Source organism: Pseudomonas sp. KH_040, assembly GCF_057839305.1.
This window is the reverse complement of the sequence record NZ_CM174487.1, coordinates 5,879,182-5,903,547: the sequence shown is the minus strand read 5'-3', so window position 1 is coordinate 5,903,547 and position 24,366 is coordinate 5,879,182. Positions and strand designations below refer to the sequence as shown.

General features: G+C 58.6%; 17 protein-coding genes. 7 read left to right on the top strand and 10 right to left on the bottom strand.

What is annotated here, in order from left to right; all coding sequences use genetic code 11:
- Positions 1-64: 64 nt before the first annotated feature.
- A complete protein-coding gene (gene exaC / locus AC3IUF_RS26280; RefSeq protein ID WP_034153748.1) occupies positions 65-1,585 on the bottom strand; it encodes an acetaldehyde dehydrogenase ExaC in 1,521 nt (506 codons plus the stop codon).
- A gap of 301 nt (positions 1,586-1,886) precedes the next feature.
- On the opposite strand from exaC, the gene AC3IUF_RS26275 reads away from it, so the two are divergent.
- Entirely contained in the window at positions 1,887-3,800 is a 1,914-nt protein-coding gene (locus AC3IUF_RS26275) for a sigma-54-dependent Fis family transcriptional regulator (RefSeq protein ID WP_007910880.1), read from the top strand.
- A gap of 286 nt (positions 3,801-4,086) precedes the next feature.
- On the opposite strand, the gene AC3IUF_RS26270 is transcribed toward AC3IUF_RS26275, so the two are convergent.
- Positions 4,087-5,270 (bottom strand): IS3 family transposase gene (locus tag AC3IUF_RS26270; RefSeq protein ID WP_463543596.1). Its coding sequence is split into 2 segments (ribosomal slippage): positions 4,087-5,006 and positions 5,006-5,270, totalling 1,185 coding nucleotides; the frame shifts between segments, so codons are not numbered across the junction.
- 157 nt (positions 5,271-5,427) lie between these two features.
- On the opposite strand from AC3IUF_RS26270, the gene mpl reads away from it, so the two are divergent.
- From mpl to AC3IUF_RS26255, 3 genes are read left to right on the top strand one after another with little or no spacing between them, the layout of a single operon-like run.
- On the top strand, positions 5,428-6,777 hold the full coding sequence (gene mpl, locus AC3IUF_RS26265) for a UDP-N-acetylmuramate:L-alanyl-gamma-D-glutamyl-meso-diaminopimelate ligase (protein WP_007909560.1): 1,350 nt from the start codon (positions 5,428-5,430) through the stop codon (positions 6,775-6,777).
- Positions 6,774-7,421 (top strand): flavin prenyltransferase UbiX, encoded by a 648-nt coding sequence (gene ubiX, locus AC3IUF_RS26260; RefSeq protein ID WP_007909567.1) that lies wholly within the window; start codon positions 6,774-6,776, stop codon positions 7,419-7,421. Before mpl ends, ubiX begins: the two co-directional genes overlap by 4 nt.
- Positions 7,414-7,698 (top strand): YceK/YidQ family lipoprotein, encoded by a 285-nt coding sequence (locus AC3IUF_RS26255; RefSeq protein WP_007909569.1) that lies wholly within the window; start codon positions 7,414-7,416, stop codon positions 7,696-7,698. Before ubiX ends, AC3IUF_RS26255 begins: the two co-directional genes overlap by 8 nt.
- 127 nt (positions 7,699-7,825) lie before the next feature.
- On the opposite strand, the gene AC3IUF_RS26250 is transcribed toward AC3IUF_RS26255, so the two are convergent.
- From AC3IUF_RS26250 to AC3IUF_RS26240, 3 genes are all read right to left on the bottom strand, one after another.
- Positions 7,826-8,467 carry an oxidoreductase gene (locus AC3IUF_RS26250; protein ID WP_007909571.1) on the bottom strand — a complete coding sequence of 214 codons (642 nt, stop codon included), beginning with the start codon at positions 8,465-8,467 and terminating at the stop codon, positions 7,826-7,828.
- A gap of 27 nt (positions 8,468-8,494) precedes the next feature.
- Positions 8,495-10,222 (bottom strand): C13 family peptidase, encoded by a 1,728-nt coding sequence (locus AC3IUF_RS26245; RefSeq protein WP_414895089.1) that lies wholly within the window; start codon positions 10,220-10,222, stop codon positions 8,495-8,497.
- 102 nt (positions 10,223-10,324) lie between these two features.
- Positions 10,325-10,780 carry a MaoC family dehydratase gene (locus AC3IUF_RS26240; protein ID WP_007909575.1) on the bottom strand — a complete coding sequence of 152 codons (456 nt, stop codon included), beginning with the start codon at positions 10,778-10,780 and terminating at the stop codon, positions 10,325-10,327.
- A 194-nt stretch (positions 10,781-10,974) separates the two neighbouring features.
- On the opposite strand from AC3IUF_RS26240, the gene AC3IUF_RS26235 reads away from it, so the two are divergent.
- The 3 genes from AC3IUF_RS26235 to AC3IUF_RS26225 are packed head-to-tail and all read left to right on the top strand — an operon-like array spanning position 10,975 to position 12,654.
- The gene (locus AC3IUF_RS26235; protein ID WP_007909577.1) at positions 10,975-11,337 is read left to right on the top strand and encodes a CidA/LrgA family protein; all 363 of its coding nucleotides are present in this window, start codon (positions 10,975-10,977) and stop codon (positions 11,335-11,337) included.
- Positions 11,337-12,053: an LrgB family protein gene (locus tag AC3IUF_RS26230; protein WP_007909579.1), complete on the top strand. Its 717-nt coding sequence runs from the start codon at positions 11,337-11,339 to the stop codon at positions 12,051-12,053. The genes AC3IUF_RS26235 and AC3IUF_RS26230 overlap by 1 nt, the downstream gene beginning before the upstream one ends.
- A 10-nt stretch (positions 12,054-12,063) precedes the next feature.
- Positions 12,064-12,654, top strand: coding sequence for an LON peptidase substrate-binding domain-containing protein (locus AC3IUF_RS26225; protein ID WP_489279709.1), 591 nt, complete (start codon positions 12,064-12,066; stop codon positions 12,652-12,654).
- Between the two features lie 336 nt (positions 12,655-12,990).
- Here AC3IUF_RS26225 and AC3IUF_RS26220 read toward each other — a convergent pair whose 3' ends face one another.
- The 5 genes from AC3IUF_RS26220 to AC3IUF_RS26200 all read right to left on the bottom strand — a co-directional run bounded on the left by AC3IUF_RS26220 (position 12,991) and on the right by AC3IUF_RS26200 (position 24,335).
- A complete protein-coding gene (locus AC3IUF_RS26220) occupies positions 12,991-14,856 on the bottom strand; it encodes a hypothetical protein (RefSeq protein ID WP_489279707.1) in 1,866 nt (621 codons plus the stop codon).
- Between the two features lie 155 nt (positions 14,857-15,011).
- Entirely contained in the window at positions 15,012-16,775 is a 1,764-nt protein-coding gene (locus AC3IUF_RS26215) for a hypothetical protein (RefSeq protein WP_489279706.1), read from the bottom strand.
- Between the two features lie 330 nt (positions 16,776-17,105).
- Entirely contained in the window at positions 17,106-20,105 is a 3,000-nt protein-coding gene (locus AC3IUF_RS26210; RefSeq protein WP_489281711.1) for a calcium-binding protein, read from the bottom strand.
- Positions 20,106-20,637: 532 nt separating this feature from the next.
- Positions 20,638-22,668: a hypothetical protein gene (locus AC3IUF_RS26205; RefSeq protein WP_489279705.1), complete on the bottom strand. Its 2,031-nt coding sequence runs from the start codon at positions 22,666-22,668 to the stop codon at positions 20,638-20,640.
- 350 nt (positions 22,669-23,018) lie between these two features.
- The gene (locus tag AC3IUF_RS26200; protein WP_007909586.1) at positions 23,019-24,335 is read right to left on the bottom strand and encodes a bifunctional DedA family/phosphatase PAP2 family protein; all 1,317 of its coding nucleotides are present in this window, start codon (positions 24,333-24,335) and stop codon (positions 23,019-23,021) included.
- Between the last annotated feature and the right edge of the window lie 31 nt (positions 24,336-24,366).

Below are 24,366 nucleotides of genomic sequence, written 5' to 3'. Positions count from 1 at the left end.
TGGGACGCGGAGCGTCCCGGGCGGCATTCCCACGCAGAGCGTGGGAACGATCAGTGCTGCAGGTTTAGAAGAAGCCCAACGGATTGATGTCGTAGCTCACCAGCAGGTTTTTCGTCTGCTGGTAGTGATCGAGCATCATCTTGTGAGTCTCACGGCCAACGCCGGACTTTTTGTACCCGCCAAATGCAGCGTGCGCCGGGTACAGGTGGTAGCAGTTGGTCCACACGCGACCGGCCTTGATCGCGCGGCCCATGCGATAGGCGCGGTTGATGTCGCGGGTCCACAGACCGGCGCCGAGGCCGAACTCGGTGTCGTTGGCAATCGCCAGGGCTTCGGCTTCGTCCTTGAACGTGGTGATGCTCACCACCGGGCCGAAGATTTCTTCCTGGAACACGCGCATCTTGTTGGTGCCCTTGAGCAGGGTCGGCTGGATGTAATAACCGGTCGATAGATTGCCCTCGAGTTTTTCCACCTTGCCGCCAGTCAGCAGCTCGGCGCCTTCGCCCTTGGCGATTTCCAGGTACGAAAGAATCTTGTCGAATTGCTGCTCGGACGCCTGCGCGCCGACCATGGTGTCGGTGTCCAGCGGATCGCCACGTTTGATTTGCAGGACTTTCTTCATCACGACAGCCATGAACTCGTCGTAGATCGATTCCTGTACCAGTGCGCGGGAAGGGCAGGTGCACACCTCGCCCTGGTTGAAGAACGCCAGCACCAGACCTTCGGCGGCTTTCTCAATGAACGTCGGTTCGGCCTGCATGATGTCTTCGAAGAAGATGTTCGGCGATTTGCCGCCCAGTTCCACGGTAGACGGGATGATGTTCTCGGCGGCGCATTTCATGATGTGCGAGCCGACCGGGGTCGAGCCGGTGAACGCGATCTTGGCGATGCGCTTGCTGGTCGCCAGCGCTTCGCCGGCCTCTTTGCCATAGCCCTGAACAATGTTCAGCACGCCCGGTGGCAGCAGGTCACCGATCAGTTCCAGCAACACGGTGATGCCCAGCGGGGTTTGCTCGGCGGGTTTGAGTACCACGCAGTTGCCGGCGGCCAGCGCTGGTGCAAGTTTCCACGCGGCCATCAGGATCGGGAAGTTCCACGGGATGATCTGGCCAACCACGCCCAGCGGTTCATGAATGTGGTACGCCACGGTGTTGCCGTCGATTTCGGCAGCGCTGCCTTCCTGCGCGCGCAGGCAGCCGGCGAAGTAGCGGAAATGGTCGGCCGCCAGCGGGATGTCGGCGTTGAGGGTTTCGCGGATGGCTTTGCCGTTGTCCCAGGTTTCGGTGATCGCCAGCAATTCGAGGTTGGCTTCGATGCGGTCGGCGATTTTCAGCAGGATCAGCGAGCGCGCCTGCACGGAGGTCGCGCCCCACGCATCGGCAGCGGCGTGGGCGGCGTCCAGTGCCTTGTCGATGTCTTCGGCAGTGGAGCGGGGGAATTCGGCAATTGGCTGGCCATTCACTGGCGAGGTGTTGGTGAAGTACTGACCTTTGACAGGCGCGACGAACTCGCCGCCGATGTAGTTACCGTACTTGGCTTTGAACGAGACTTTGGCGCCTTCAGTACCGGGGTGAGCGTAACGCATGATGATGTTCTCCTTGGCTTTGTACTTATTAGAGAAACGCGCAAGTGCGCTTGCTATAAGCGTAGAGCAAAGGTCGGGCCACTGCCGTGCAGGGCAGGTAAATCAAGGTGTTGCGTGATTTCTGTCGGACGAGTGGATCGCGCCTGTGATGGTTTCGGTACAGAGGGGGTGACAGTTTGTACCGCTTTCGGCACAGCCGGTGACCGGGCAGTCTTGCCAGCATTGCAATGCGGCGGTGGCTGGAGGATGCTGGGCGTCACCTCAGCATTGGGCCGTCGAGCCTCGGGGAGAACAATAAGAAATGCACGACAACCATTTGAGTCGCCATGCCCAACAGGTTCTCACCGCTACCCAGGGCAAACCGCACCTGCACGGTCCCGGTGCCGATCCATCAATTGCCCGTTCGTGGCTGCGCTGCCTGGAGGACTATCACCTCGACCCGGCGCTGAGCATGGCGCCGACCGTGCTCGAACATGGCCGCGTTCTCGAAAGTCGCGAACGGCTGCAACAGGTGTTGCAGATCGCCGGCAATGAAATGAGCAGCCTGCATCAACAACTTTCCGGCGCCGGCCATGCTGTGCTGTTGACCGACGCGCGCGGGGTGATCCTCAACTGCGTCACCGCGCCGGCCGAACGCAAGATCTTCGAACGCGCCGGCCTCTGGCTCGGTGCAGACTGGAGTGAGGCTTGCGAAGGCACCAACGGCATCGGCACCTGTCTGGTTGAACGGCAGGCGCTGACCATTCATCAGGATGAGCACTTTCGCGGTCGCCACACCGGCCTGACCTGTTCGGCGAGCCCGGTGTTCGACCCGCATGGCGAACTGCTCGCGGTGCTCGACGTGTCGTCGGCGCGCCACGATGTCTCGCGACAGAGCCAGTTTCACACCATGGCGCTGGTCAATCTGTCGGCGAAGATGATCGAGAGTTGCTACTTCCTGCGCTGTTTCGATAACCAATGGTTGTTGCGTTTTCATTTGCAGGCCGAATCGGTCGGGTTGTTCAGCGAAGGTTTGCTGGCGTTTGACGGCGAAGGGCGGATCAGCGCAGTCAACCAGAGTGCACTGAATTTGCTTGGGCATATTCGTGGCGGGTTGCTCGGTAAACCGGTCGAGGCGTTTTTCGATTGTTCGCTGGATGAATTGCTTGGCCGCGCCAGTGCCCATGCCAGCGCCAGTTGGCCGCTGCGCACCCGTGACGGCCGACATTTGTTTGCGGTGTTGCGCGGGGAATCGCGCAAGCCTTTACCGATGGTATCGGCGCCAGTCGTGGCTGAAGCGCCGCGCCTGTCGGGCATCTGCCTCGGTGATGAGGCGCTGCAGGCAGACTTCCGTAAAGCCTTGCGCGTATTCGAGCGGGATGTGCCCTTATTGATCAATGGCGAAACCGGTTCCGGCAAGGAGGCCTTCGCCAAGGCTGTGCATCAGGCCAGTCAACGCTCGAGCAAAGCCTTCGTTGCGCTCAACTGCGCGGCAATCCCCGAGAGCCTGATCGAGAGCGAACTGTTCGGCTATCGCGGTGGCAGTTTCACCGGCGCACGCAAGGAGGGCATGCGCGGCAAGTTGCAGCAGGCTGATGGCGGGACGTTGTTCCTCGATGAAATTGGCGATATGCCGCTGGCCTTGCAGACTCGTCTGTTGCGCGTGTTGGAGGATCGTCAGGTGGTGCCAATTGGTGGCGAGCCGGAGTCGGTCAACGTGCGGATCATCAGTGCCACCCACCGTAATCTGCTGGAGCGGGTCGCGGACGGCAGCTTCCGTGAGGATTTGTATTACCGGCTCAACGGGCTGGAAGTGGCGTTGCCGGCATTACGCGCGCGCAGTGATAAATCGCAGTTGCTGGATTTTCTGCTGGCCGAAGAGGCGGGTGGTGAAACGATCCTGATCGATGAGCCGGCGCGTCAGGCTTTGCTGGCGTTCAACTGGCCGGGGAATGTGCGGCAGTTGCGCAATGTCCTGCGCACGTTGGCGGCGTTGTGTGATGAGGGGCGGATCGGGGTGGAGGATTTGCCGGTGATGATTCGGCAGGGGCGGGTGCCGATTTTTCAGCCTGATTCATCTGAACATCCACTGGAAGACGCCGAGCGGATTGCGCTGCTTAAAACGCTGGAGCAGACGCGGTGGCACATGACGCATACGGCGGAACAGCTTGGGGTCAGCCGTAATACGCTCTATAGAAAACTGCGTAAGCATGGCATTGAGCGGCGAGTCAGTTAGAAGGCCCTCACCCTAGCCCTCTCCCAGGGGGAGAGGGGACTGACCGGGTCGCTCACTGATTTACGCCGACCTGAAATATCGAGCCGAACTCAGAATTTGAAAGCGACCGAGATCGGCTCCCTCTCCCGGGAGGCGAGGGGACTGATCGAGGTGTTTTGGCGATTTACGCCGACCTGAGTTATCGAGCCGAACTGCGGATTTGAAAGCAACGTAGATCGGCTCCCTCTCCCTCGGGAGAGGGCTGGGGTGAGGGGCCGCAATCTACAGCGGAGCCTGAATGCAGTGGTCAACTAATTCCGGACACCTCGATAGGTGGTTTTGACGCCATCGCTCGCTCATAAACGGTCGGTGGCAGATATCCCAGTTTCGAGTGCAGCCGTTCGTTGTTGTAAAACCCAACGATGTATTCGGTGATGTCGCGGATCGCTTCAGCGTGGTTCGCGTAGTCACGTCGCCATACCCGCTCCATTTTCAAACTCAAAAAGAAGCGCTCCATCACTGCGTTGTCCCAGCAATTACCTTTACGGCTCATGCTCTGCTGCATGTCGTTTCTTGCCAGTAATTCTCTGTAAGCTGCACTCGCATATTGGCTACCCCGATCTGAGTGGGCAATCAAGCCTGGTGGCGGTTGACGTTGCGCGATAGCCAGTTGCATCGCAGTGCACACCAGCTCTGCCGGCATGTTCGGAGCCATCGACCAGCCCACTATCTTGCGTGAAAACAAGTCCAATACCACGGCCAGATACAACCAGCCACTGCGGGTGCGGATATAGGTGATGTCGGCTACCCAAGCCTTGTTTGGCGCCACTTGGTCAAAATTTCTGCTCAGTACATTCTCTGCAATCGGCAGGTCATGATTACTATCGGTTGTGTGTACAAACTTGCGCTTCCAGGCTGAACGCAGTCCGTTAGCCCGCATCAATCGACGGATTTTATACAGCCCGACAAGCATGCCTTTACCGCGCAAAGCGTCGCGCAAAGGGCGGCTGCCGTAGCAGCCTCCACTCTCGGCGAAAGACGCCTTGAGTTGCACAAGAACAGGACAACTCTGCCGAACAGGCGCATCAGCACGCTTCTGAGACTCATAGAAGCCTGAACGACTGATGCTCAGCAACCGACAGACATGTGCCACTGAGTAAGCCTTCTGTTGCAGCTGCCGAACCAGTCGATACCTTACTTCAGCTCGCGGGCAAAGAAGGCGGTAGCCTTTTTTAAGATGTCGTTGTCCACCTTGAGCTGACGATTTTCCTGTTCCAATTGCCGGATGCGCTGTTGCTCTGCCGTTAATGGCTTGCCGATTCCGGCCTGCCCCAGTTGCTCTGCCTCGTATTGCTGAACCCAGCGTCGAACGGCTGTCTCACCAATGTTCAGATCCTGGCAAACCTGTACAACGGTGAGTCCCTGATCCTTGATCATCTTCACGACTTGCAGCTTGAAGCTGTCGTCGAATGCCCTGCGTTTTTTAGTCATGAATAACTCCTCGATAGATGTATTTTCCACCTATCGGGGTGTCCGGGGAAATTAGACCACTGCAGAACCCCAAGCCCAACCATCCCCGCCCCTCACCTAAAGAGTGCGATTTCCCCCTCCCTACGCTAACCTGCGGCCATGTTTTACGAGGTCGACTATGCACATTCATATTCTGGGTATCTGCGGCACTTTCATGGGCTCGATGGCGGTGTTGGCCAAAGAGCTGGGCCATCACGTGACCGGCTCCGACGCCAACGTCTATCCACCGATGAGCACGCAGCTGGAAGCCCAAGGCATTCAACTGACGCAGGGCTATGACCCGGCGCAGCTCGATCCGGCACCGGATCTGGTGGTGATCGGCAACGCCATGTCGCGCGGTAACCCGGCGGTGGAATATGTCCTGAACAAAGGCCTGCCGTACGTCTCCGGCCCGCAGTGGCTGGCTGACCACGTGCTGCAAGGTCGCTGGGTACTGGCGGTAGCCGGTACGCACGGCAAAACCACCACCAGCAGCATGCTCGCCTGGGTCCTGGAACATGCCGGCATGAGCCCGGGCTTCCTGATCGGCGGCGTGCCGCAGAATTTCTCGGTGTCGGCACGCTTGGGCGGTACGCCGTTCTTCGTGATCGAGGCTGACGAATACGACAGCGCCTTCTTCGACAAGCGCTCGAAGTTTGTTCATTACCGCCCACGCACCGCGATCCTCAATAACCTTGAGTTCGATCACGCCGACATCTTCCCGGATCTGCCGGCGATCGAGCGGCAATTCCATCACTTGGTGCGCACCATCCCAAGTGAAGGTCTGGTCATCCACCCGACCACCGAGCCGGCCTTGCAACGTGTGATCGAAATGGGCTGCTGGACCCCGGTGCAAACCACCGGTGCCGGCGGTCAGTGGCAGGTCAAACTGCTGAGCGAAGACGGCTCGGCGTTCGAAGTGATGTTCGAAGGCGTGTCGCAGGGCACCGTCGAATGGGAGCTGACCGGTCAGCACAACGTCGCCAACGCCTTGGCTGCTTTGGCGGCTGCGCGTCATGTTGGCGTGGTGCCATCGATGGGCATTGCCGGGTTGAGCGCATTCAAGAACGTCAAGCGCCGCATGGAGAAAGTCGCCGAAGTGCGCGGCATCACCATCTACGACGATTTCGCCCACCACCCGACGGCGATTGCCACCACTCTCGACGGTTTGCGCAAACGCATCGGCGACGCACCGCTGATCGCGATCATCGAACCGCGCTCCAACTCGATGAAGCTCGGCGCGCACCGTGATGGTTTGCCCGACAGCGTGGTCGATGCCGATCAGGTGATCTGGTACGCCCCGGCCAACCTCGGCTGGGACCTCGCCGGCACCGCCGCACTGTGCACGGTGCCGTCGATTGTCAGCGATTCGCTGGAAGGCATCATCGAGCGCGTGAAGAGCCAGGCCCAGCCCGGCACTCACGTGGTGATCATGAGCAACGGCGGCTTCGGCGGCCTGCACGGCAAACTCGCCGAGGCGCTGCAATGAACACTCGTTTTGAGAGCAATGGCCCGGAACGCATCACGCTGGCCATGACCGGTGCCTCCGGCGCTCAGTACGGCTTGCGCCTGCTCGATTGTCTGGTGCGGGAAGATCGCGAAGTGCACTTCCTGATCTCCAAGGCTGCACAACTGGTGATGGCCACCGAGACCGATGTGACGCTGCCGCCGAAGCCGCAGATGATGCAGGCCTTCCTGACCGAATACACCGGGGCCGCCGCCGGGCAGATCCGCGTATACGGCAAGGAAGACTGGATGTCGCCGGTAGCTTCGGGCTCCGGCGCACCGGCAGCAATGGTCGTGGTGCCGTGCTCTACCGGGACGTTGTCGGCGATTGCCACCGGCGCCTGCAATAACCTGATCGAGCGCGCCGCCGACGTCACTTTGAAAGAGCGTCGCCAGTTGATTCTGGTGCCGCGCGAGGCGCCGTATTCGAGCATTCATCTGGAGCATATGCTCAAGCTGTCGAACATGGGCGTGACGATTCTGCCGGCCTCGCCGGGTTTCTATCACCAGCCGCAGACCATCGATGACCTGATCGATTTCGTTGTGGCGCGGATTCTCAATCTGCTCGGCATTCCTCAGGACATGCTGCCGCGTTGGGGTGAGCATCATCTGAGCAGCGATGAATAAGCTGCTGGCGATTTTGCTGGCGCTGCAACTGACCGGTTGCGCCACTGCGCGCACCCTCGACGCCGCCAAGCCGGGCGCGCCTGTGGTGTACTCCGGGACGCGGCTGGATTTGTATGCATTGAATGGCGGGTGTTGCGCGATGGATCGGTTCGGGGCTGAGGCGCCGAGCTATCCGGGGGTGGACCTGCCAGCGAGTGCGTTGCTCGATACGCTGCTGTTGCCATTGTCATTGCTGACGGTGATCGGTGTGAGCTTCCAGGCAACGGGCGGATTGTAGTTAGACAGATCGTTGCCACGCTCTGCGTGGTAACGCCTCCGGCGACGCTCTGCGTCATGCTTTGGGATGCAGAGCGTCCGTGGCTGCATTCCCACGCAGAGCGTGGGAACGATCATGCGGCGGAAGATTATTTGCCGAGCTTGCGCAGCTCATCCGACTCGATCACCCGCACCCCATCCTGCTCTTCCAGGGCCAGGCGCCACATCGCCCGCGCCAAATGGCAAGCTTCGATGCCTCGGTATTTACCCGGAATCAGCTTCGACAAAGGTCCGGCCAGTTGCTCGGCAAGACGCGGTTCAGTTCGCTCACCCAACAACAGCGATGGCCGGCAAATGGTCAGTTGCGGCCAGTCCTGCGCACGCAAGGCCTGCTCCATTTCGCCTTTGACCCGATTGTAGAAGACCGACGATTTCGGATCGGCGCCAATCGCGCTGATCACAATCAGATGCCGCGCGCCCATCTCCCGCGCGCGTTTGGCGAAGGCCACGACCATGTCCAGATCCACCGCGCGAAACGCCGCTTCCGAGCCGGCCTGTTTGATGGTGGTGCCGAGGCAGCAATAGGCGATATCGACGCGACCACTGAGCTGCGGCAGAAACGCCTGCGGATCGCCCACCGGATTTTCCAGGTGCGGATGTTCCGCCAAGGGTCGACGCGAAGGGGCGAGCACGCGTGAAATCGTTGGCTCGTTGAGCAAACGGTCGAGTAGATGTTCACCGGTCAAACCGGTGGCTCCGGCAAGCAATACGTGCTGAGGCGTCAAGTACATAGTGTCTCTCCCTTGATACTGTTCAGCTTAGTTGCTCTTTATCGCTCCGTCGTTCAACGCAGCACTTTGCAATGCTTTTCTGGCTTGCTGTTTGCGCAGCAGTTGCCAGTGCGAGAGCACGGTTTTCGGCGCCCAGATCTGCGGCTCCGACGCTTCGAAATTGTCCGCCAGTTCACGCTCGGCGACGGTGGCTTTGGCCAGTTTGAAGGCCTGCTCCAGATCGTCGGTCTGATTCAGAGCCTGGGCGAACAGCGCGTCGCCGAAGTAGGTGAAGTTAGCTTCTTCCGAGCAGCCGAAGGACACCCGATCAGCGCGCGAGGCGGTCATGATCAGCGTGCGTTCGTCTTTCAGCGCGGGGATGAAACCGCCGGAATAGCAGGCCGAGATCACGATGATCTTGTCGCGGTTTTTCAATGGCGCCAGCACAGCGGCGAGTTCGTCGGCGGGCAGGTCGGCCAGTTCCATACGCGGCTGGTCGAGCACCAGTTCATGTTCGGCGGTGCCGTGGCTGGTCAGGTAGATGAACAGCAGATCTTCCGGGCCACTGCGTTCGGCAAGGGTTTGCGCGGCGCGACGCAGGTTCTCGCGGGTAGCCATCGGCCGGTCGCCGAGGTGGTCGCGGTGGTTGACCAGACGGATCTGGCCATAAGCGCCGAAGCGCGTATTGAGCATGTTGGCGACATAGTCGGATTCACGCAGGAACACGCTTTGCTTGCCGTCACCGCCGAGGGTCAGGGTGTACAGCTCGACTGCCGGGGTCGACGCGGGAATGGCGGCCAGTGCGTCCTCGAGCAGGCGACCCTGAGCGAGCAAACCGAGTTCGAGCGTATCGGGCAGCAACTTGCCGTCGGCGTCGCGCACGCGCTGGCCGTTGATCCAGGTGCCGCTCATGACGCTGCCATCGGTGAGCACCAGGGTGCCGCGTCCGGAGTAACTGTCGTTGTCGAAACCGCCGATGTAGAAACTGCCATCAGGCAGGTTCAAACGACCCTGACCGCTGAAGCGCCAGTCGCTGAACACGCCGATGTAATGGCTGCCATCGGCGCCGATCAGTTCGCCCTTGCCGGTCAGCGCGCCTTCCTTGAACTGGCCGAGCCAGACATCGCCGTCGGCGTTTTCGTAGCGACCTTTGCCGTGCAGTTGATTGTTCTTGAAGCCGCCGACGTAGATATCGCCGTCCGCGCTGTTGAAGGTGCCGTTGCCTTCCAGCTGACCGTTGACGAAATGCCCGCTGAACGAGTTTCCGCTGGCGTCGCCGCGCTGACCCTCGCCGTTCGGTTTACCGTGGGCGAACTGGCCTTGATAGGAGCTGCCGTCGTCCATTTCCAGGCGACCGAGCCCGGAGTACTGGTCAGCCTTGAACTCGCCACGGTAGGTCATGGCGTTTTCTTTCAGGGTGCCTTCGCCTTCGCGGCGGCCCTGCTTGAAGCCGCCGGTGTAACTGCTGGCGTTGGTGGTCAGGCTGCCCTGACCGTCGAACAGACCTTGCTGAAACTGCCCGCGATAAACCTCGCCATTGCTGCCATGCCATTCGCCCTGACCATGCCACTGGCCCTTGTCGAACTGCCCGGCATACCAACTGCCGTTGGGGTAATCGACGCGGCCCTGACCTTGCAGCAAGCCATCGACCAGTTCACCGCGATAGCGTCCGCCGTCGGGCAGGCGCGCATCCGGCGGCAACAGCGATTCGCCGTCGCCGCAAGCGGTGAGCATCAGGGTCAAGGCAAGGGGTGCAAGACGTGCAAGTGAGCGCATAGCGGGATCCGGGCAATTAGGCGACCGAGTATGCCGCAGCTATGCGTCGCATATATAGAGACGTGACGCGAAACAGCGTGCGCTGCTTCGCATCCGGAACCATCAGACGAAGCAGAGCGACAGTGGCTCGGCGATATAGGCCGGTTTGTCCGAACCTTCTATCTCCAGGGTCGCGGTGGCTTTGAGCAGCCACTGCCCGGGTTTTTTCTCGGTGACTTCACCCAGATCGACCTTCAGGCGAACTTTGGAATTGACCTTCACTGGCTGGATGAAACGCACGCTGTCCAGACCGTAGTTGACGACCATCTTCACGCCTTGCGGCAGGATCAGGATGTCTTCCATCAATTTCGGGATCAGCGACAACGACAGGAAACCGTGGGCAATGGTGCTGCCAAATGGCGTTTGCGCGGCTTTGACCGGGTCGACGTGAATGAACTGATAATCACCGGTGGCTTCGGCGAACAGGTTGATGCGTTCCTGATCGATGGTGAGCCATTCGGAACGTCCGAGTTCCTTGCCGACATAATCTTTGAGCTCTGCAACGGGAACATAGGGCATTGAGACTCTCCTTGGGTTCATCGGTTTTATAGTTTTTCAGGTGGGGGGATTTGACCTCCCTGCGAACCACTGTAGATCATCATGGCGATTTGCTCCGGTCAACCGACCATGCTTTTGGCGAATGCCGATCCATAGCGCAGGCGTGCTTATAATGCCGAGCCCCTGCTGGGCAAAAAGTAAGACGGAGATGTCGGATGTTGCTACGTGGCCTGACCTTGCTGGTGCTGTTTCAATTGCTCGGCACGGCGCTCAATCATTTGCTGTTGCCGGTGCTGCCGGGGCCGATCATCGGCCTGCTGCTGTTGCTGGTCTTCCTGATCATTCGCGGTGAAGTCGGCGAACCGCTGAACCTTGCGGCCGGCAGTCTGCTGCGTTATCTGCCATTGCTGCTGGTGCCGCCAGCCGTCGGCGTGATGGTTTACGCCACAGCCATTGCCGCCGATTTCTGGGCGATTGTCGGCGCACTGGTGCTGTCGCTGCTGCTGTCGATGGCGTTCGCCGGGGTATTGATGCAGCGCCTGGTTAAACGGCACGCGCCAGCGTCGGAGGAATCCTGATGCTTTTCGACTGGCAGGGCGCCTGGGCTTCGGTCATTCATCATCCGCTGTTCGGCATCGGCATCACCCTCGGTGCCTATCAACTGGTGCTGGCGGCGTTCGAGAAAACCCGCTGGATCTTTCTGCAACCGGTGCTGGTCTCCATGCTGTTGGTGATTGGCATTCTGGTCGGCTGCGGCCTGACCTACGCCGAGTATCGCAAGAGCACCGAGATCCTCAGCATTCTGCTTGGCCCGGCGACCGTGGCGCTGGCGGTGCCGCTGTATCTCAATCTGCGGCGTATTCGCCAATTGTTCTGGCCGATTTTTACTACGCTGGTGATAGGCGGGGTGGTGGCGACGGGCATGGGCGTGTTGCTGGGCTGGTGGTTCGGTGCCGAGCACATGATCCTGATGACCATGGCGCCGAAGTCGGTGACTTCACCGATCGCCATGCTGGTGGCCGAACAGATCGGCGGCGTTGCGGCGTTGGCGGCGGTATTCGTGTTGATCACCGGGGTGATTGGCGCGATCTTTGGTCCGACGCTGTTGAACCGCCTCGGTGTGCACAGCCCCGAAGCGCGCGGCATGGCGCTGGGTATGACCGCCCACGCGGTCGGCACGGCGGTGGCCATGCAGGAAAGTGATGAGTGCGGTGCCTTCGCGGCGCTGGCAATGAGTCTGATGGGCGTGGCCACGGCGGTGTTTCTGCCGTTGGCGGTGTCGATGGTGGTGTAAGGAAATGTCTATGAGTCTGCCGCTTTTCCCGCTGAACACAGTGCTGTTTCCCGGCTGCAACCTCGACTTGCAGATCTTCGAAGCGCGCTACCTGGACATGATCGGCCGCTGCATGAAACAGGGCGGCGGTTTCGGCGTGGTGTGCATCCTCGACGGCCAAGAAGTCGGCGTCGCACCACAAGGTTTTGCCTTGGTCGGCTGCGAAGCACGCATCACCGACTTCCAGCAGCAGGACAACGGCTTGCTGGGCATTCGTGTCCAAGGTGGGCGGCGTTTCACGGTGTCGCGTACCGAGGTGCAGCGCGACCAGTTGATCCTCGCCGATGTCGACTGGCTGGATGACGAGCCCGAGCAACCGCTTCAGGACGAAGACGCTGACCTGGTGGCGCTGCTCAAGGCGTTGGCCGAGCATCCGATGGTCGAAGCGCTGAACATGGGCACCGATGCGCTGGGTCAGCAATCGCTGGCTAATCAATTGGCCTATCTGCTGCCGTTCGCAGAAGAAGACAAGATCGACCTGCTGCAACTTGACGATCCCCAGCAACGGCTGGATGCGATTCAGGCATTGCTTGACAAGCTACAGGGTGAATTGTTCGCCTAGTTGCACTTTGAATTAACTCATTGCATCTGCCAGCATTGTTTGCTTTCGTCTTTGTCTTGATTTCAAGTTGCCCGCAGGAGACGGGCGACTTGAATAAAAATAAGGATGAAATCATGACTGTATATGAAGACGTGTGGGAGTTTTGGGATGACATTGCCGGCATGTATATTCTGAAGCATGCCGAAACGGATCATTCCTCAATGTCGACCCTCATCTGACGGGGCATAACGCGTTCAATAGCAAACCGGCAACATTCGTGATCAAGGTGATCAAATAACGTCCAGCCGCTGATTGATACAAAGGCGCCATTCATTTTTAAATGAATGGCGCCTTTTGTCAGGCTCGGTAATGTTCGGCCACTGGCCAGGTCACATCGTTAGAGTAGGTGCTTTCGCCTTTTGGCAACTTCAACACGACACCGCCGGAGTTGGCTATTTGATCTATCAATTTGTCGTAAGCAGTGAGTCCATAAGAATAGACATCGTGCCCGTCGGTACCTGCCCATGTGGCTTTCTCGATAGCTTCAGCTTTGTCACCGGCCTGCCGCAAGATATCCTCGACTCTGGCTGCCTGGCTCAGGTCCGATCTCACCAGCCAGATTCTTTCTGCGCTGATACCTCGCGTCGGCATTGATATCCGGCCTTCCAATGGATCACCGTCAAAATCCATGTCGTTCAGGTAAATGTTTTCATCTCGGGGGACCACTTCGATGCCGCGGGTGTCGATGACGTAACGGAAGCCAAGAAGTTGTTTGCGCCGCAGCAATGGATAGTCACGCGAGTTGTCCATTTCAAACGATGTATCAGAATCGTTAGCTGAGCTGTGTCGATTCCCGCTCGACGAATCGCTGTCAGAGAAATGCCCCGGATAACGGTTAGCCTGGCTGTTGTAATGCCGAGGGTTGGAGTAGTAATCAAAAAACATGTAGGACTTGAGCTTGGCCGCAGAGAATGTCGCACTGAAAGCCGATTTGTTCGTGGAGTCTGAAGGGTTGCCCCTCAATTTCACCAGTCGTTTGTCCCGCGCCAGTTCGAAAGGCGTGCGCAAATCGGCGCGGAACATGGCCGGGATGTCCGTTCTGAAAAGGTAGCCATGCCTGGTGAACTGGTAGCCGGCATATTCCAGATAACTTTTCAGAAAACTTTCTTCATAGCGTTGTTCAACGGGATGTGAGTCGAAATCAGGCTGCTCGCCTTCTTCTCTTATTCTTAGAATCAATGGCTGCATTTCCTCTGCAATCTGATCGAAGCGGCGTTCGTCCAGCGTGTTCTGAGTTAATCGTTTGTGCTGTTCGGTCCATTCGGGAAAGCCGTTATCCATGTCCGGGAGCAAGCGTTTTTGCTGGGCGATGGTCAAGTTGTAGCTGCGCAGAAGTTCGGCGCATTCGCTCCGGGATTTCTGCGGATAGGACCATCTCATGGAGTTCATGAGGGATTTGTGGTGATCGTCATTATCGGTGCGTCTTGCCCAGTCCGGTGCTCTGCCGCTGGCTTGGGCCTCGGCTCGGAAGGCCACAACTTCTGCACCGTGGATGTTGTAAACGTCCCATATTTCGCGATCGGTCCAGTGCGCGAGCTTCAAGGGTACGGATGCATCTCCGCGAGCCTCGCTCGGGTCGACTTTAACCAGCTGGCCGTGTCGATCCTTGAAGGCAAAGCCGACATCACGGCGCATGATAAAGTCGCCGTGATGCGGCACATGTTTCCATTCGTGTACCGCGTAGTAGCCCTGTGCATCTGGCACATATACAGAGTAGGTATTACCCTTTTCATGCACGGTGTAGCGATCAAGAGGGTAGTACGCAATGGGCTTTTTCAAGCTCCAGAGGTTGCTGTCAGCGACTCGATAAAGCGGAGGTCCGGATGGCATCCGCTCACTCGGCAACCTGGCCCGGTAGGCTTTCATCAGATCGTGGAACGCCACCATCACCGTCAGCCCAGCGGCTGATCCATCTTCCTGGGCGATGTCCGCGAACGTGCGACCCTTGTGAACCTTCAGCCCGTCTGCGTCGTGGCTCAAAGCATCGACGTTCTGCAAATAGGGCTCGAGGGGCGAGGTTGTTGTATAAGGCAGGGGCATTTGCGTTTCGAGCATCTGCGTAATCGAAATGGCGGATTCCACTTTTGAGGTGCTGCTGTGAGGGCCGTCGGCGTTAATGCCCGGTGATTCGTTTGTCCCGTCCGGTCTGATGCGGCCAGGCAAACGGGGATCCAGATCGACTGGACGATCGGAGGGCGCAGGACGGGGTGTCGAGGTGGCGGGTGTCTCTGTGGTTGGGGATGGGCGCAGTGGCCCGGGTTTTTGGCGCATAAAAGTCACTCCATGTGATTGAGTCAGCCATCCATTGGCTGAATGAGTCAGGGCCGGTCATGCTCGGGAGCCGGCCAGACGATGTCGTCGGCGAACGTCTTGTCGCCCTTGGGGAGTTCAAGAATCAGGCCGCCTGAACCGGCGATTCCATCGATCAGGCGGTAATAAGCGTTGCTGCCAAAATAGCTGCCTGTTTGACTGTCGGTTCCTGCCCAGGTGGCCTGTTCGATTGCCGCGACTCGGTCAGCGGCCTGCTCCAGCACATCCTTGACCCGGGCGGCGCGCGTCAGATCGGAACGAACCAGCCAGATACGCTCGGCACTGATGCCGCGTGTGGGTGTCGAGATATGCCCCTCCAGTTCGTCGAAGAAGAATTTACTGTTGCCGGGGTTAAATGCCTTGTTCTCCGCCCCCGGCACCACTTCCAGACCGCGTGTGTCGATGACATACACAAAGGACGTGTTTTGCTGGCGGCGAGTGGATTCATAACCTTTCGAGTCATCGAAAACGAAGGAGCTGTCGGAGTCGGCTTCGTCACCGGTCCGTTTACCGTCCGACACTGAACTGTCGCCGGAATCCGAGGGCTCACTGCTGCGTCCTTTGGAACTCTGTGGATTCACGCCGGGAAAACGATTGGCCTGCGAGTTGTAATGCAGCTCGTGATAGAAGCCGCCCCTGGTTGCCGCATAAGCGGTGGCGTCATGCAGTCCGAACGTTGCACTCAGCGCACGCTTGTTCGTGGTGCCCGTGGGATTGCCTTTGCGGTACATCATCCGCCCGTCCCGGGCCAATTCGAAGGGTAATCGGGTTTCGCCCCGGAACATCGCCGGAATGTCCGTGCGGTAGAGCATGTTGTGTCGGGTTCGCTGGTAGCCAAGGTGGGTCGCGTAATCGGCTAAAAAAACATCGCTGTACCGGGTGGCGGGCCAGTGATGGTCGAAGGCCAGCCCTTGGGTTCTCAAGTCTTGAACGTAGTTTTCCAGTTCGTCGGCGATCAGTTTGAAGCGCTGGTCATTGCTCGGGTCAAGGCTCAGACGTTTATGCTGTTCAGCCCATTCCGGTATCTGGCCGTCGCCCGATTCTGTACGCAGACGACACAGTTGGTCCTGGGTCAGGTTATAGCTGCGCTGTAATTCCAGACGCTGGGCAAGAGGCAGTTGTGGATGCAGCCACTTCAATGACTCGGCGACAAACAGATAGTCTTCGCTGTTCTGCGCCCGGGGTGCCCAGTCCGGTGCCTTGCCGGAGGCTTGCGCTTCAGTGCGGAAGGCGGCAATCCGGGTGTCATCCAGAATGTACATTCGCTGGATGTCTTGATCCGACCATTGCACCAGCGGCCTGTCGGCCAGTCTCTCGTGTTTTGCTTGCGCCGGATCGATGGCAATCCAGTGATGCTCCGGGTGATTGATGGCAGAGCCGAGAATGGCTGAATCACTGCTCGATCCGAGTGCGCGGAATGCGTAGTGGCCATCAGCGTTTGCGGTCGCGGAGAACGCATAATCATCGCCATTCAGGAACGTGCGGTGACGATTCAGGCTCCACAGATTGTCCTGCGTGGTTCGGTATATCGGTGGGCCAGGGGCCAGGCGTCTGAAGGACATCACTCGATATGCCTTGAGGTCGGCATCGTATTTAACGCAAACGTGCTGCCGGCCTTGCGTGCCTGGAAGCTGGACATCGACCCACTCTTTGGTGAGATAACGCCTGATACCGGTTGCATTGGGTGCAGGCAGATCGCCGAAGTAGGGTTGCACGAAATCTTCGAGTGAGGTTGCCGAAAAAAATGGCATGTCGGCACGGTCGGGCGACATGACGCTGACTTCGATTGGCGAGGTTTCTTGTCGGGAGCTGCCTGGCTCATCCACACGGGGCCGCTTGGAGGAAGAAGGCGATTGGAGTGGAAAATGGCTGGGAATGTTTTCCAGTGTGGGAGTTGCCGATTTGTTCGCCGAGTGATCTGCAGACGCGCGTGTTGTGGTGGTCGGCGTGTCGACTGTCGGTGAGGGGGGACGTGACCCCTGCTTTTGTCGCATGCAGTGAATCTCCTTTATGTTTGACACAGCCTTTCCTTGGCTGAGTGATGCACGCACCCGGACAATGAGTGGCATCGTCCGGGCTTGTTGATCATTGGCTGAAAATGTTCAGAGAGTGACGGCCGCTTCGATCAGCAGGTCTTCGGGTTTGATTCGCGCTGCCGGATCGCCAACACGCCCCCAATACTTCCTCTTCGAGTTGTAAAGCACTGTGCCGCTTTCTCCAGACGTCGGAGCGATGTGGGTGACATAAACGACTGCCGCCAGTTCGTTCCGTTGCTGATGTGCAGTGATCTCGGCCAGAAGCGCCTCGACGCTGGCATGACTGCGGGCGTCTATGACGTAAAGCTGAAACACTTCAAACAGCAGGGAAACCTCATAAATGTTGCCGGATGAAGTTGCTACGCTGATGAACTCCACCGGCACGTCGTCTTCGATATCGGGCAATTCAATTGTGACGCTGGCGACTCGCAAGCGGTTGGCGTTCAACTGAATGTCGTTGCGTGACACGGTTTCTTTCAGCGTATGGCTGAAAAGATTCCAGGTAGACGCATTGCTTGTTTTTGCCGTTGCGCCGGGAGTGGAGAGGCGAATGATCGAGTTGCTCGCAAGGTGGATGTCGTAAGTGGCACCTTTTCCTTCGAGCAGATAAATGCCGGTATGAGGCCTGGCGTCGATCACAACGGTGCTGTTATACGCCGGAAGCGGAGTCTTCTCGCCGGGTTGTGGTCGGGTAAACAGATATCTGCCATTGCGCTTTATCAGGCAACTGCGGGTGCGACGTACCCTGCGGCCGGGATTTTTTACATCGTCTTCGTAGTCCAGGTCGGGCACTTGAAGTCGGTATGAAACTTCATCCTGCAGGATCAGGGCGATGTTTTGTGCAAGGTGTGCAGTGGTGACTTTCAGGCTGTTTCTCCCGCCGTAGCCCGTAGCGGCAGCGATTGGCTGGATCACCCCTTTGAATGCCACGACTTTTTCCGGCAGCCGGATTGAAAGATCGATGTCTTTATAAATCAGGTAGGTGTAACCCGAAACGCCTTTGCGCACTTCGACCTCATAGCTGACGACGACGTCGACAATTTCCGAATCCGTGAAATCCAGGTAAACGTTTCTGGAGGTTTCAGGTGTATTGCGCTTGGCCACAAACTCGACATTGCGCTCAGTGCGTGACACGAAATGCCGCTTCAACCCTTCTGCGGCAATGATGACGGTGCCGTCGTTGACGATTTGGGGGGGCAGGGCGGCCTGACCACTGACGGTTATTGCCATCTCGATGCGTTGATTCACCGTGTCGTCCGGTTGCGCTGGCAGCAGCGCCATCAGCTCATAACCGTCCTCCGTCATGAATCGCCACTGGCCGTTCCTCAGGTGGCGTTTGTTCTCGATCCATTGGTAGACATTTTCGATGGTCAGGACATGTTCGGGATCTCTGCCATCTTCGTCGCGCAAGGAGCGCACGATCAACGAGGTGCCGACGATCTCCCATTGCTGAATGACCTCCATTGGCCAACCGAACTCGATCAGGCTCGACTGCTCGCCATCCTCGACAATCGTCGTCCGTGCATTGGTGTTGGCAATGTAGTACCGATCTGTGCCGGCCCCGCCCTCAACCCGGCAGTCAGTTCCGTAGATGGCAATGGTGTCGTCACCGGCGCCGGTGCTGATGCGGTCGTAACCGTTGGCGACAATCCGGTTGGCCTCATCAGTCCCGATGACCCGGCTCGTCCCCTTGTGCAATGTCGAGACGTTTTCAAACGAGGTGAGGTGTGCGACTTCCATCGCATCAGCAGCGAGATCAATTCCTCGCAAAGCCACTCGGCCCGTTTGCAGATTGATGTCGTGGCCAATGTGACGAGTATCAGAACGCGGGCGAATGCCTTCAAAGGCCAGGGTGTCTGAGCCGCCGCCACCATCCAGCACATTGAGATGAGCCGGTGGGGTAGCAAGATTCAAAGCCTGTTCGTTGATCTCCTGATGAAACGCATCGTTCCTGTCACCCCCGGTCAGCGCTTTGTGTCCTTCGCGGTAGGTGAAGAGGTTGGTTTTGGCCTTGACGCCGACGACCCGGTCATTTCCATCCCCGAGGCGCCAGAGCACGCCTTTGTCATCGCCTGCACTGCCGCTGACCTTGCCTTTGAGATCAGCGGGCAAGCCATTACTGGCATCCACGATATCGTCACCGCCGACGATGACCGCCTGACTGTCGAGTTTGAACGGCTTCTCGCCGGTGCTTTCATTCCATTGATAGCGCCACAGTTCAACCGGCTTCAATTCGACGCTGAAAATGCCATTCACTACGTGCTCGATGGCGTTTTTGTAGGCGCCTTCAAGCAGGTCCTTAGCCGACAGTTCCAGCTGCTTCTCGTGATCAATAAAGCCTTTGGAAAGCTTGAAGCGATCCATGACTTGCGTGTCCAGGTCCTGGCGGGTGAAGGCGAACCAGCCAGAGCGCAAGCGTTCGTGGAAAGTCAGTTCAATGTAATCATCAATGTCATCCACCACCCTTGCGGCCTGGTAAATCACCGAGGCGGCGATGAGCAAACCGGCGGCGGCAAGGCCGAGCGGCCCGGCGGTACTGCCGAAGCCTGCCAGTGCAGCAATGCCCAGCACCAGGCTGATACCTGCGCCGGCGACGCTCAGGCCACCACTGACATAGTGATCCTGAGCTTCTTTACCTTGCGCTGCAGCGGCGGCGTTGAACGATTTGACCGCATCGATGATGTCGAACGGAAGGGTGATCACGCTGGCGAACAATCCGGCGCCCCGGCTCATGTATTTGCCTACCGAAGTCAGCGGGAAATACTTGAACGCGGTCGCGCCATTCGTGAGCATCGCCTCACCGGTCTTGGTCAGGCCTCGTTCGATGATCAATGAGCCAAATTCGGCAGCGATCGAACCTCCCTGGAAAATCGCTTCCAGCGCATCGCCTTGTCTGATCGCGTCGATCATTGCCCTGTAGCCGCTGTAGATACCGAATGCCTGCATGCCTACGCCTGCGCCGCTCATCAGATAGCTTTTGTTTTTACTGATCCAGCCAGGGGCGTTTTCGAAAGAGTCGGCACGGTGGATATCCAGTTTCTGCGCGGCCTTGCCCAACTGATTCATGCGATCCATCGCGCTGCCTGGAGCCTGCGGTGTATCGCTGATGAACAGAGGAGGGGCGTCTACCGAACGCATCAAGGCGATCTCGAAGAACAGCATGGCCGGGGTGTCGCTGTCCGGGGTATGCGCCGAACGCAGTCGGTCCTTGACTCTGGTCTCCTCGAAATTGAGCCCGTCGAGAAATGTTTGATCCGGTGTTTGCATGCCTGCGTTCGCAGGGCTGATGGGCTGGCCATGGACCGTCGCGCCCAATGCCTGAAGTTCGACGCGGCTGGTCAGTATTTCGCCGAAACGTAGCCGCCCGAAATGCTTGTCGAGGGATTTGAGCGTGCGTCGATAGGGGGCGTCAGCGTCGTCTGACGGCGTGACGTCGTGGAGCGTGCTCGCCAGCGGTGTATGAGGATTGGCCGAAACGTCGAGAGGCACGACCTGAACGGGGCTGACGTTGGCAATCTGCATAGGTGGGGAGATGATTTTTGACATGTCATTAATCCTTTAATGTAAAGCCCATGGGTCCGGTGTCCTTACCGGCGTATCACTGGCCTTGAGTTGGCGGTTTGTCCGTTTCGGGCCAAGTGATGTCGTAGGCGAATTCGTTGCCGTTGCCGGACAGTCTGAGCACGGGCTTGCCTGCGGCCTCGACCTGGTCGATCAGCAGGTCGTATTCGAATTTGTTGGCGTGCCCGGCATGGGTGGCGGCCTCGATCCGTTCAGCGCGATCTCCGGCCTGGTACCTGATGTCGTCGACTTTCACCCCTTTGGTCAGGGCGGTGTTCAATAGCCAGACGCGGTCGGCATTCAGCCCGCTTCGGGTGACCGAAATCAGCCCTTCGAAATCATCGGAGGGAAACCAGGTCGTGGAGGTATCGCGGGCCGCTGAGTTGAAGCGAATGTTTTCTTCATGGGGGACCACCTCAAGACGGCGGGTGTCGAGCGCATACAGAAACATGACTGTCTGGCGCGTACGTGTGGACTCGTAGTGACGATCGTGATCCCACGGGATCGGGCTTGTGGCTTCGGACCACTCGGAAGACGAGGTACTTGGCGTGTCACTGGCATCGCTGTCTGTGGCCTGGCCGTCAACGTCCCCTCCCGGGTGCTTGTTGGTCTGGCTGTTGAAGCGCAAGTACTCGGGGTCGGGTGCCCGGGCATACACCTGACCTTCATTCAGGCTGAAGGTGGCGCTCATCGGCTTGTGAGTCGTCGCGCCGGGTTCGTGGTGGTAGCGCGGGAGCATCGCCTCGTCATTGGCGAGTTCGAAAGGCGTACGATCATCACCGCGGAACAGGGCCGGCACGTCCGTGCGGTACAGGCAATTGTTCTGGTTGCGCTGATAACCGAGTTTATTCAGCAGTGCTTCGAGCACTTCAGGGGTCATGCTGGCTTTGGGGTTGTACCAGTCATGTTGAGCACCGCGTTTGAGATTGAGTTCTTCGCTCGCATCCCGACTCAGTTGCTCCAGACGCTGCGGGTTATCGAGGTTCTCTGTCAGGTGCTTGTGTTTCTGAGCCCATTGCGGGATGGCCAGTTCGCTGAGCAGGTCATCTCGCAAGCGCGTCAATTGACTCGGCAGCAAGTTGTAGGACTGCAGTAGGGTTTCGCGCTGCTGGAGATTCATGTCGGGATGTAGCCAGCGCAGGGAGTCGCCCAGCAAATCGGTGAGCGGATTGTTCGTGGCCACGGATTCGACCCACTGCGGCGGTTTGCCAAGTGCTTGGGCTTCAGTTCGAAATCGCACGATCTCCTGACCATGAATGCCGTATGTCTGCCAGATCTCGTGATCGGTCCAGTGCTTTAACAGGGCGTGTTGTGCGCCGAATCCGGCGGCGGGTGGATCGACTTGAACCCAGTTGCCGAATTGATCCCTGAAGGCAAATTGTATGTCGGCGCTGTGGCGATCGAGAGACGGTTTGAGTTCGTAATAGCCCTGAGGGTCCGGTGAGCGCGGTGTTGCCGCGTAATGGCTTTGGTTGAGATAGGCGGGGGCGGGGCGCGGTCGCTTGGCAACGGGAGCAAGACCGGAGTGCTCGGCGGTTGGCAGGGCGGGGCGCTTTGTCGATAGCGCGGGCTCTGAGGGGCGTTCTGTCAGGCGCCAGGTCGCCTGGCCTTCGTTTTTGTAAAGCCGCGGGCCGGACGGCACGCGTTCGAACAGCGACTTGCTTCGATAGTGGCCCGCTTCATCAAGGCCGACGTGGGTGGTATGCAGGCCACCTGCATATTCGACGTCGACAAACTGGCGATTGACGATCCAGCGGAAACCGTTGTCGTCAGCCGGTCGCATGCCTACCAGAAATTCATCGGAAAGCCAGTAGCTTTCCACCGAACCGTCATTCGCGAGATGGGCCGGATTTTGCGTCGGCATGGCATGAATGACCACGGAGGGGGGAGTGATGCTCTGCGAAGTTGAATGCGTGCCGGTGGGGCGAGCGGGATCCGATGGGTGCGCAAAACCCGGCAATCGGTAGGCTGGCGGAACGCCCGGAGCAACGTGCTGATGGTGTAGGGAGACCGGATCAGGTTGTTGCGAGGAAGACAGGGGCGGTTTGCGGGGAATCTTCGGACTCATGGAATGCTCGAAATAATATTAAAGAGTTTAAAAGCCTGATGTAAGTGGTGAAATTTTTGTAACAGCAATGCGGCCCGTCGAATTGAAGTTGAAGGGGGGAGTTTGACGGGTTTTAATGTTTGTGAATTTAATCTAGCGCATTTTCGGCGTGGCGAAAGTTATTGTTGTTCTAATTCTTGTTGGAAGTGTAACTTTTGTTATAGCGTCTTTTAAATGTATGAAGTTGTCGGTTGGTCAGGCGGGAAGTTTTACCGGCTGCGAGAAAGTTTGAATGGGAGAAGTGCGCCGCTCATGTCGGAAGTTTCTTAAAAGAGCAGCGCGAAGGAAATAAGCCTTGTGTATTGCCTCGTTCAATAGGCGTAACGCAACAGCGTATGAGGCAGATGCCTGAGGACGAAAAAGCCAAACAGCGCCAACATGGCCGGCAAGATCAACCACCAGATCTTGTACGGCATGGGATTGAGTGCGGTTTTGCGTTGACTCAGCCACAGGGCGGCAGCGCAGACACAGGCGGCGAGCATAGCGCCGGCCAATACGTCGGTTGGCCAGTGAGCCCCCAGATAGACCCGCGACAGTGCGATGGAAAGAGCCGGAATACAGGCGATCAGCAACCAGGTCAGGCGCATGCGTGGCGGCTGGCCACGGCCGGCGAGTACTGCCAAGGTCAGAAACAGCGCGAACGAACCTGAGGCATGGCCACTGGGCATGCTGTAGGTGGTCAATGGATCGGTCAGCACTTCCGGGCGCACCCGGGCAAAGAAATATTTGGTTCCGGTGTTGGCCAGTGCGGTCACCAGGAGCGTGCCGCCGACGAAGATCGCCTGGCGCCATTGCCGGCACAGCAGCAACAGACCGGTCAGCAGGGCGCTGAACAACAGCATGTTGCGGAACTCGCCGACCAGGGTCAGCGTGACCGCAATTTCATCCAGCATTGGTTGGCGATGTTCCTGCACCAGCGTCATTACGCCTTGATCGAGCGCGGTCAGGTACGGGTAGCCGATGAACAGGCCAATCAGAATCAACAGGCTCATGCTGCTGATCCAGATCGTCGCGCGGCGGTGCCGGCGCAGGCTGCTGTTGACGCTGAGGCCGACCATCACGGCGATGCTGCCGGCGACAATCCCGGCTTCCAGCCAGAACCCTTCTGGCAATGGCAGGCGGAAGGCCGCGCCGGTGGCCCAGCCCGGCAGCAAATAGGCCAGACTCCAGCCGGCAGCCGCCAGCAGGCTGACAGCGGCGAAACGCGGGAAGGGCATGTCGCACATGCCGGCGACCATTGGCAGCATTGGCCGCAACGGCCCGATGAAGCGGCCGACCAATAGACTGGCGATGCCGTAGCGCTGGAAATACGACTCGGCACCGGCCATCCATTCCGGATGATGCCGTAGCCCCGGCAGGCGTCGAATGTTCTGGTGGAAATGGCGGCCGAGGAAGTACGAAACGGCATCGCCGAGAATCCCGCCGAGGAAACCCAGCAACAGCGTCTCGCTCAGCGAAAGAGCGCCGCTGCCGGCCAGTACGGCGACGGCAAACAGCAGCACGGTGCCCGGCACGATCAAACCGGCAATCGCCAGGCACTCCACAAAGGCAACAATGAACACCGCCACAGCCAGCCATTGTGGATTCGCCGCCAGCCACCCGGTAACGCTATCGAGCCATGGGCCCATACAGAAAAACTCCAATCGTTGATTAACCCTG

What these genes read in the sequence shown, in the direction of transcription:
- exaC (WP_034153748.1), bottom strand. Translation starts at nt 1,585, where the DNA reads ATGCGTTACGCTCACCCCGGTACTGAAGGCGCCAAAGTCTCGTTCAAA.
- AC3IUF_RS26275 (WP_007910880.1), top strand. Translation starts at nt 1,887, where the DNA reads ATGCACGACAACCATTTGAGTCGCCATGCCCAACAGGTTCTCACCGCT.
- mpl (WP_007909560.1), top strand. Translation starts at nt 5,428, where the DNA reads ATGCACATTCATATTCTGGGTATCTGCGGCACTTTCATGGGCTCGATG.
- ubiX (WP_007909567.1), top strand. Translation starts at nt 6,774, where the DNA reads ATGAACACTCGTTTTGAGAGCAATGGCCCGGAACGCATCACGCTGGCC.
- AC3IUF_RS26255 (WP_007909569.1), top strand. Translation starts at nt 7,414, where the DNA reads ATGAATAAGCTGCTGGCGATTTTGCTGGCGCTGCAACTGACCGGTTGC.
- AC3IUF_RS26250 (WP_007909571.1), bottom strand. Translation starts at nt 8,467, where the DNA reads ATGTACTTGACGCCTCAGCACGTATTGCTTGCCGGAGCCACCGGTTTG.
- AC3IUF_RS26245 (WP_414895089.1), bottom strand. Translation starts at nt 10,222, where the DNA reads ATGCGCTCACTTGCACGTCTTGCACCCCTTGCCTTGACCCTGATGCTC.
- AC3IUF_RS26240 (WP_007909575.1), bottom strand. Translation starts at nt 10,780, where the DNA reads ATGCCCTATGTTCCCGTTGCAGAGCTCAAAGATTATGTCGGCAAGGAA.
- AC3IUF_RS26235 (WP_007909577.1), top strand. Translation starts at nt 10,975, where the DNA reads ATGTTGCTACGTGGCCTGACCTTGCTGGTGCTGTTTCAATTGCTCGGC.
- AC3IUF_RS26230 (WP_007909579.1), top strand. Translation starts at nt 11,337, where the DNA reads ATGCTTTTCGACTGGCAGGGCGCCTGGGCTTCGGTCATTCATCATCCG.
- AC3IUF_RS26225 (WP_489279709.1), top strand. Translation starts at nt 12,064, where the DNA reads ATGAGTCTGCCGCTTTTCCCGCTGAACACAGTGCTGTTTCCCGGCTGC.
- AC3IUF_RS26215 (WP_489279706.1), bottom strand. Translation starts at nt 16,775, where the DNA reads ATGTCGCCCGACCGTGCCGACATGCCATTTTTTTCGGCAACCTCACTC.
- AC3IUF_RS26210 (WP_489281711.1), bottom strand. Translation starts at nt 20,105, where the DNA reads ATGAATCAGTTGGGCAAGGCCGCGCAGAAACTGGATATCCACCGTGCC.
- AC3IUF_RS26205 (WP_489279705.1), bottom strand. Translation starts at nt 22,668, where the DNA reads ATGAGTCCGAAGATTCCCCGCAAACCGCCCCTGTCTTCCTCGCAACAA.
- AC3IUF_RS26200 (WP_007909586.1), bottom strand. Translation starts at nt 24,335, where the DNA reads ATGGGCCCATGGCTCGATAGCGTTACCGGGTGGCTGGCGGCGAATCCA.